Source organism: Lactiplantibacillus daowaiensis (assembly GCF_005405085.1).
Taxonomy (GTDB): Bacteria; Bacillota; Bacilli; order Lactobacillales; family Lactobacillaceae; genus Lactiplantibacillus; species Lactiplantibacillus daowaiensis.
The window spans coordinates 39,514-46,280 of sequence record NZ_BJDJ01000022.1 but is presented as its reverse complement, the minus strand read 5'-3'; the positions used below and the strand labels follow the sequence as shown (position 1 = coordinate 46,280).

General features: G+C 42.1%; 9 protein-coding genes. 5 read left to right on the top strand and 4 right to left on the bottom strand.

All coding sequences use genetic code 11. The annotated features are described in order from the left end of the window. Positions 1-7 precede the first annotated feature (7 nt). The gene (locus FFM75_RS14170) at positions 8-208 is read left to right on the top strand and encodes a type II toxin-antitoxin system RelE/ParE family toxin (RefSeq protein WP_349731670.1); all 201 of its coding nucleotides are present in this window, start codon (positions 8-10) and stop codon (positions 206-208) included. Positions 209-256: 48 nt separating this feature from the next. Next, positions 257-532, top strand: a complete 276-nt coding sequence (locus FFM75_RS12150) for a helix-turn-helix domain-containing protein (RefSeq protein WP_137629434.1) — start codon at positions 257-259, stop codon at positions 530-532. 45 nt (positions 533-577) lie between these two features. Here the strand turns inward: FFM75_RS12150 and FFM75_RS12145 are convergent, their stop codons facing one another. The 3 genes from FFM75_RS12145 to FFM75_RS12135 all read right to left on the bottom strand — a co-directional run bounded on the left by FFM75_RS12145 (position 578) and on the right by FFM75_RS12135 (position 2,443). Further along, on the bottom strand, positions 578-1,096 hold the full coding sequence (locus tag FFM75_RS12145) for a helix-turn-helix domain-containing protein (RefSeq protein WP_171001502.1): 519 nt from the start codon (positions 1,094-1,096) through the stop codon (positions 578-580). A 106-nt stretch (positions 1,097-1,202) separates the two neighbouring features. Then, positions 1,203-1,871 (bottom strand): CPBP family intramembrane glutamic endopeptidase, encoded by a 669-nt coding sequence (locus FFM75_RS12140; RefSeq protein WP_137629432.1) that lies wholly within the window; start codon positions 1,869-1,871, stop codon positions 1,203-1,205. Positions 1,872-1,909: 38 nt separating this feature from the next. Continuing rightward, positions 1,910-2,443, bottom strand: coding sequence for a TetR/AcrR family transcriptional regulator (locus FFM75_RS12135; RefSeq protein WP_137629431.1), 534 nt, complete (start codon positions 2,441-2,443; stop codon positions 1,910-1,912). 158 nt (positions 2,444-2,601) lie between these two features. Here FFM75_RS12135 and FFM75_RS12130 point away from each other — a divergent pair, with 158 nt between their 5' ends. The 3 genes from FFM75_RS12130 to FFM75_RS12120 all read left to right on the top strand — a co-directional run bounded on the left by FFM75_RS12130 (position 2,602) and on the right by FFM75_RS12120 (position 6,065). Then, positions 2,602-3,975, top strand: a complete 1,374-nt coding sequence (locus FFM75_RS12130; RefSeq protein WP_137629430.1) for an FAD-dependent oxidoreductase — start codon at positions 2,602-2,604, stop codon at positions 3,973-3,975. A gap of 57 nt (positions 3,976-4,032) precedes the next feature. After that, positions 4,033-4,335 (top strand): hypothetical protein, encoded by a 303-nt coding sequence (locus tag FFM75_RS12125; RefSeq protein ID WP_137629429.1) that lies wholly within the window; start codon positions 4,033-4,035, stop codon positions 4,333-4,335. Positions 4,336-4,448: 113 nt separating this feature from the next. After that, entirely contained in the window at positions 4,449-6,065 is a 1,617-nt protein-coding gene (locus FFM75_RS12120) for a putative polysaccharide biosynthesis protein (protein ID WP_137629428.1), read from the top strand. A gap of 395 nt (positions 6,066-6,460) precedes the next feature. On the opposite strand, the gene FFM75_RS12115 is transcribed toward FFM75_RS12120, so the two are convergent. Further along, positions 6,461-6,766 carry a metal-sulfur cluster assembly factor gene (locus FFM75_RS12115; RefSeq protein ID WP_137629427.1) on the bottom strand — a complete coding sequence of 102 codons (306 nt, stop codon included), beginning with the start codon at positions 6,764-6,766 and terminating at the stop codon, positions 6,461-6,463. Position 6,767: the final 1 nt, after the last annotated feature.

Genomic DNA, 6,767 nt, shown 5'->3' with positions numbered 1-6,767 from the left:
CTCGCTCATGTTTATCTGGCTACGGTCTACATTGCCTCAATTTGCATCTTACTTAAGTAGTTTTAAGACGGACCCTAATCTATTTGAGATTAGATCTAAACAAAGTACCAATATCCAACGTGTTATCTATTTTCATTTTTTTGAAAATCATTATGTCATCACACATGCATTCACTAAAAATCACAGAAGACCCCAACTAATGAAATAAAACACGCGATTACCATTAGGACCGAATATTTCAAGAGAGGACCAAGCCATGAGCAAGATCAATGATTACATCGAACAACGACAATTAAATAATCCAGAATTTAAGATTGCCTTTCAGCAAGAAAAAGCTAATCTAGAAGCTGCCTTAGCTATTAGTGACCTTCGTCATAGTTTGCATTTAAGTCAACGTGCGTTTGCCCAGTTGGTCGACAAACCACAATCTACCATATCACGTATCGAACATGGTAATATGAACGTTTCCACTAAAGTGCTCAGTGAAATTGCCACCGCAACACATAAACAACTTAAAATTGAATTCGTTTAATGTTAAAAAAAGCTGACCCAGTTGAGTCAGCTTTTTGTCTTTTTCCTAATGATATGAGTTAATCCCAGCAACGAATCCCATCACAACATCATGCATAATCGGTACCATCATAGCCGCTAACCAAACAATCCCCCAAGCGACTGCCTTTTTTGATAAGGCTTGATTAATCGTTTGCCACTTCGTCGTGATCATTAACCCAATAAAGCCGACAACTTCAACCCCGGCTAACCAGTCACTAACTTGGTTGACCGTAATATTCAATGCCGTTAAAAGCAACAATAACCCAATCCCAATACTTAAACCAATTGTCACGATTTTACCCACTGGGCTAAACCGTTGATCACTTTTCAAATGATTCATCAATGCGACATCCCCTTTAATCAATTCATCTAAACTAATGCCAAATAAGTCGCTAATCGCGACCACGTTCGCAAAACTTGGTAACGCAGTCCCGTTCTCCCATTTAGAAATTGATTGTCGCGAAATATGTAATTCCACGGCTAACTTAGCTTGTGATAATTGACGGGCTTGGCGTTGTTCACGTAGGCGTTCTCCAATCTCCATCTGCATCCCCTCCTGATAGTTTTAGCATACGAATAAGCTGTCAACTAAGCAAGCGCTTGACCCGCACTTATTGGTTGCGGCCTTAGTATGACTGGCTTTCAAGCCACTAATAAGCCATCATAAAAAACATGATTGTCGCAATCAAATTATTCAACATATGCAAGGCCATGTTATAACGGATGTCATTAAAGGCCACATAAGTCAGTGCAAACGCCACGCCCATCATGAGATAAGGGATGGCGCCGATACTGAGTAATGAGGTATGCATACACCCAAAAATCAACGCCGAAATAATGACGCCAACGGCACCAGTTTGCCAGCTGCTAATCGTTGGTAACAGCCAGCGAAAGAATAAGCCACGAAATATCAACTCTTCACAAATCGGTGCGCCGATGACGGTCATTATCGTCATGCCAACCGGTGCTACCCGCATTAGTCGTTCTACCATTGCTTGATTGGTTGAAGTCGGTGTTGGGATTGCTTGACCAACGGCGACAATCAAGATCATCACAACCATAAACAAAATTGACCGGGTCGGTGCAGTGAAGTACCGCTTAATCGGCGGCTGCTTTTGATACGACCGCCACATCCACCAAGCAGCTCCAGCTAACGCTAGGATCCCCACTAAGGTGATCACGACTTGTACGATTACTGTTGGATGTTTGATGAATGCTAACAAAATCATCGGTACTTCTGCCACACTATACACAAGGAAAAAGCCAATTAACACTAGCACCCCTGGCCAGCGTTTTAAGATGCGTTTTAGTCTTGCCATTTTTTCCACCCCATTTGAAATGATTGTACTATAGCAACTTATGATTTGATTTCAAAATGAAACATTTTCTGAAACAGCATATCTAATTCAGCTTCTGAAGCATCAATATTAAAATCGGTCTGCCAATTATAAAAGCTAAATGCATTATTTACTAATGTATATGAGACTAGTTCTTTTGGTAAGCCGACATCGTAAGTGCACAGTTGGAAAGCTTCTACATAATAATTATAGAAATACTGACGATAGACCCATTGAAACGCAATATCATTATTTTGACGTTCAATTATACTTGGTAACGGATCAATAACGACTCTAGGAAAAACTGAGAAAGGTGTTTTGATCAATTGTTTTACAGGAACTTGCGCACTAGGAATCGTTAGATTAGTGAGTAAATCATATAACAAGTCATTCTTATCTTGATAATGCTTATAAAAAGTGACGCGATTAATCAACGATTCTCGACATAATTGCTTAACGGTTATTTTCGAAAACGATAGTTGTGCTAGCAGTGTCGTTAATGTTTGCCTTAAAGTTCGTCTCGTTTTTTGCACGCGTAAATCAAGTTCGTTCAATATTAACCCTCCTTTGCTTAAAGTAAACACATTGCCATGACTGTATGATTAAGTCAACAAACCTTGTGAAATGATGAATAACGCTTCTTAATCTTATGCTAGCATGAAGACGGTTTCAATAAGAGATTAAACTCATATTTTATAAAGGGGCGTTACAAATGATGACAGATAAATTTACAGATGTTTTAGTTATTGGCGGCGGTGGTGCTGGGATTGCTGCTGCACTATCAGCTGATGAACATGGTGCTCAAGTTACCTTAATTGAAAAAGAGTCCGTACTTGGCGGATCAACTGGCATGTCTGGTGGTGGGATTTCTGCTACTAATACCCGTTTTCAACGCGAAGCTGGCATTACGGATTCAAAGGACAGTTGGCTGGCTCTATGGCATGCACGACAAGCCACCTCAAATCCTCATAGTGCCTATCCTGACTATAATTTTGTTAACTACTTTATGGATGAAGCCGTGAAAACAACTGAATGGTTAGTCGATTATGCCGGCCACCATTATCCGGCTATCACTGGTTTCGGCTTAGACCCGGTCCGTCGGATTCACTTTGCGGGTGAAGCAGGTAGCCTAGGTGGCCCTATCCTAATTCAAAATTTAACGCAAGCATTAAAACAACACCACATTCAGGTCCTATTAAATACATCGGCAGTTTCACTTAAAAAACAAACGACGCATTCGATCACTGGTGTCAAGGCAACCTCTCCCGACGGTTCTTTTGTCATTCACGCTAAAGCAGTTATCTTAGCTACCGGTGGCTTTGCTAAGAATAAAGCGATGTTAGCTGAGTACATTCCAAATGGTGACACCCTTTATCAACATAGCTATTCTGGTCCTGGCAATCAAGGTGATGGGATTCAAATGGCAATCAAAGCTGGAGCGGTGCCTTACGATGAACCATGGATCATTGGAGAAGGCATTACAACTAATGTGCCTAAAACCTATCAACTCACCATGGATTGGTCAAAGCTTTACGTTAACGCCCATGGAAAACGATTTATGAATGAACAAAATCACTATGCCGTTGTGACCAACCTGGTCATGCAGCAACCACAACCATGGTTAGTGTTAGATTCTACTACGGCTAATCAAGCGATTATTTCAAAACTAAAATCAGGACTTTCAACTAATGAAGTCGTTCAAGGCGCAACAATCAATGAACTTGCTACCGCTATGAACGTTCCGGTTGAATCACTATCAACAACTATTACAACTTATAATGCAGGCGCCGACTCAGGTAAAGACTCGTTTGGAAAAGCTCAAGAATTCGTCAAAAAAATTCAGCAAGCGCCCTTTTACGCCGTCAAGATTTATCCAATTATCATGGGGACTTTCGGTGGTGTCAAAATAAATCAAAATTTCCAAGTATTAACTAATAGTGGGCAACCATTTGACAATTTATTTGCTACTGGTGAAACGGCTAATAAAGCGATTTATAACCAAGTTTATATGTCAGGAAGCTCGGTCCAATTTGCCTTGACCAGCGGCCGACTTTCAGGACAGTTCGCCGCGCAACACCTTTTGTAAGCTATCCTTTTCCTCTGATATACTTAGTTTAACTACTATAAAATGGAGGAACTGATCATGCCATCACCTTACGATCGCGAAAATCTCATTATTAACGTTTTAAACGAATTCGCCGAGAAGTTACACCTTGCCAATAGTGACTTGGTGTTATTAAGTTATGAATTCACTGCTGACGAAAGCGAACAACTCATCGCCTTTTTAATCAAAACGTCAGTCCAAAAACAACCAGTTACCCAAGCTGAACTAGCCGCCAAGATTGCGACCATCAAGCCAGATGCAGACGGAGTGGACTTTATCAGTGCGGCTTTGATTAACGCCTTTCACGCTGAAGGCCGCTTTCCACAATTGCAATTAGCTTAAATTTACCTAAAAGCGCCCTTAACTTACCCAAACGGGCAGTTAAGGGCGCCTTGAACGTGCTAAGATAGATGATACGTTAAATTTAAGAACCAATACAATGGGTGGGTGAATTTTTGAAAAACAAGTTATTATCAGGCACTTTTTGGATGTCATTTGGCAGTATCTTTTCACGGGTTTTAGGGGTCGTCTACTTGATTCCGTGGCTAATGATGCTCGGTTCACAGCAACATCAAATGACCGCCCAAGCCATGTTCAATGCTGCGTATACGCCATACGCCCTGTTCTTATCATTAGGGACTTCCGGCTTTCCAACCGCAATTTCACGCAAAATCGCTGGGTATAATGCCCAAAACCGCTACTTGGATAGTCAACGGCTCTTTAAAGCGGGACTATTATTTATGAGTATTTCTGGGATTATTTGTGGCAGTCTCTTATTTGGGTTTGCCCCCTTAATTGCCAAGGGCTCGCCAGTCACGGCTTACCGATCAACCACTTTAGTGATTCGGTTCTTAACCCCTGCCCTGTTTATTTTGCCAGTCATGAGTATTATTCGCGGCTACTTTCAAGGTAACCAAGATATGAAGCCCTTTGGTGTCTCGCAATTGATTGAACAATTCGTCCGTGTCGTCGGCATTTTAGTCGCCACCTACGTGAGCTATTGTCTTTTGAGTCAGTCACTAACGGTTGCCATCGGTCTCAGTACATTTGCGACGTTCTTTGGCGCGATCGCTAGTTTGGCCTATCTCGGGCATTACTATCATCAACATCAACCACAATACCAAGCGCAATTACAACAAAGTGCCCCCGCCAGCAAGCTGAATCTCAAAGCTGACTTTATGACGATTATTAAAGAAGCGATTCCATTTGTCTTTGTCGGTGCTGGCATTACGTTATCGCAATTGATCGACCAGTTCACGTTTAAACAAATCATGCTACATGTGACCACTGAATCGGCCACCGCCGTCCAAAATTTATTTACGCTATTTTCGGCTAACCCTAACAAGATTACAACAGTAATTATTTCATTAGCATTAGCCGTTTCAGAAACAACCTTACCAATCTTAGCTAGTGTCCAAGGCGATCGCACGAAGGTCACCAAAGTCATTGTGACTAACTTTAAAATGTTATTCGGCTTAATTGCACCGATGATTATTATCTTGGCCTTGCTAGCGCCACAAATTAACACGGTCTTCTTTGGCTTTGATCATCAAGGTGGGTTGTTGATGCGTTGGGCTATTATCGTTAGCTTACCGCTCGCAATTTTCACTGACATCTTTACGTTGATTCAATCGTTAGGCCAACATCGCCGGGCTGTGACGCTTTTAATCGTCGGCTTAGCCATCAAGTTAGTCGTTCAAGTGCCACTAGTCGCTTGGTACCACGCTAACGGTGCGCTACTGGCAACATTTATCGCCTTCACTAGTATCAGTTTAGCTGGGATGGCGTACTTGCTTAAAGCTTGCGACATTAAGTTGAAGTTCCGCCACTCCGATGTAACAACTATGTTCACCGCGATTGCACAATTCCTAGTCGTGGCAGTCTTGGTCTACGGACTAGGCGACCACCTATTTCCAGTTAGTAACCGGGTGTTAGCCTTTATCTTCGCTGCCATCGAGGGCACAATGATGCTTGCTACTTTCGGTCTCTTCGGTTCATTTTACAGTATTCCCAGCATGGCTTTAAACTTAAAAATTGGCCGTCAATATAAGCAATATAAACATTTTCGTTAATCATTTTGACGCAATTGGATACTAACTCGCGTTAAAAATAAGTCTTCAAACACTTGCTAACTAATTTAAGACTATTATTTGAATAACAGCACAAAAATCCGTCACGCAAAAAATGTGACGGATTTTTATATGCTCATTTGAATGGTATGCTCATTTTAGCTGTAGGTCAGCTGTAATGGAAGTTGCCGTGAAAGTAGTGTTAGTTCGGCGTGATTTTTGCCGGACTTACACTACCGACAGCTTTGAAGATTGGTGGGCTTTACCGAGCTTCAAAGTGAGATTCGAGACCGCTTCTCAGGCTCGAATCGGTCGACATGGCAACTGGAATTACAGCTGACCGGAAGCGACAAACAACCCACAAGCGCTATTTTCATAACACTAATATCGACGCGGCTTTAAACCCCTAACGTCAATCGAGCCGCTCGCGACATGCGGGCAATCGACCAGGCGGGTTCCCACACTAGATTGATTTCAACTTCATTGACCCCTGGTAATGCCTTTAAAGCATCGGTAATCCCGTTAGCCAAAACATCCGTCAACGGACATCCCATCATGGTCAGTGTCATCGTCACTAGACAGTGGCCTTGGTCATCGTTGGTCACATCATAAATCAAGCCTAAGCTGACAATATCGACCCCCAGTTCTGGATCAATGACAGTCTTCAACGCATCCAACCCAGTTTGTTTAAAATCTGTTGCCATC

What these genes read in the sequence shown, in the direction of transcription:
- FFM75_RS14170 (WP_349731670.1), top strand. Translation starts at nt 8, where the DNA reads ATGTTTATCTGGCTACGGTCTACATTGCCTCAATTTGCATCTTACTTA.
- FFM75_RS12150 (WP_137629434.1), top strand. Translation starts at nt 257, where the DNA reads ATGAGCAAGATCAATGATTACATCGAACAACGACAATTAAATAATCCA.
- FFM75_RS12140 (WP_137629432.1), bottom strand. Translation starts at nt 1,871, where the DNA reads ATGGCAAGACTAAAACGCATCTTAAAACGCTGGCCAGGGGTGCTAGTG.
- FFM75_RS12125 (WP_137629429.1), top strand. Translation starts at nt 4,033, where the DNA reads ATGCCATCACCTTACGATCGCGAAAATCTCATTATTAACGTTTTAAAC.
- FFM75_RS12115 (WP_137629427.1), bottom strand. Translation starts at nt 6,766, where the DNA reads ATGGCAACAGATTTTAAACAAACTGGGTTGGATGCGTTGAAGACTGTC.
- FFM75_RS12145 (WP_171001502.1), bottom strand. Translation starts at nt 1,096, where the DNA reads ATGGAGATTGGAGAACGCCTACGTGAACAACGCCAAGCCCGTCAATTA.
- FFM75_RS12130 (WP_137629430.1), top strand. Translation starts at nt 2,602, where the DNA reads ATGATGACAGATAAATTTACAGATGTTTTAGTTATTGGCGGCGGTGGT.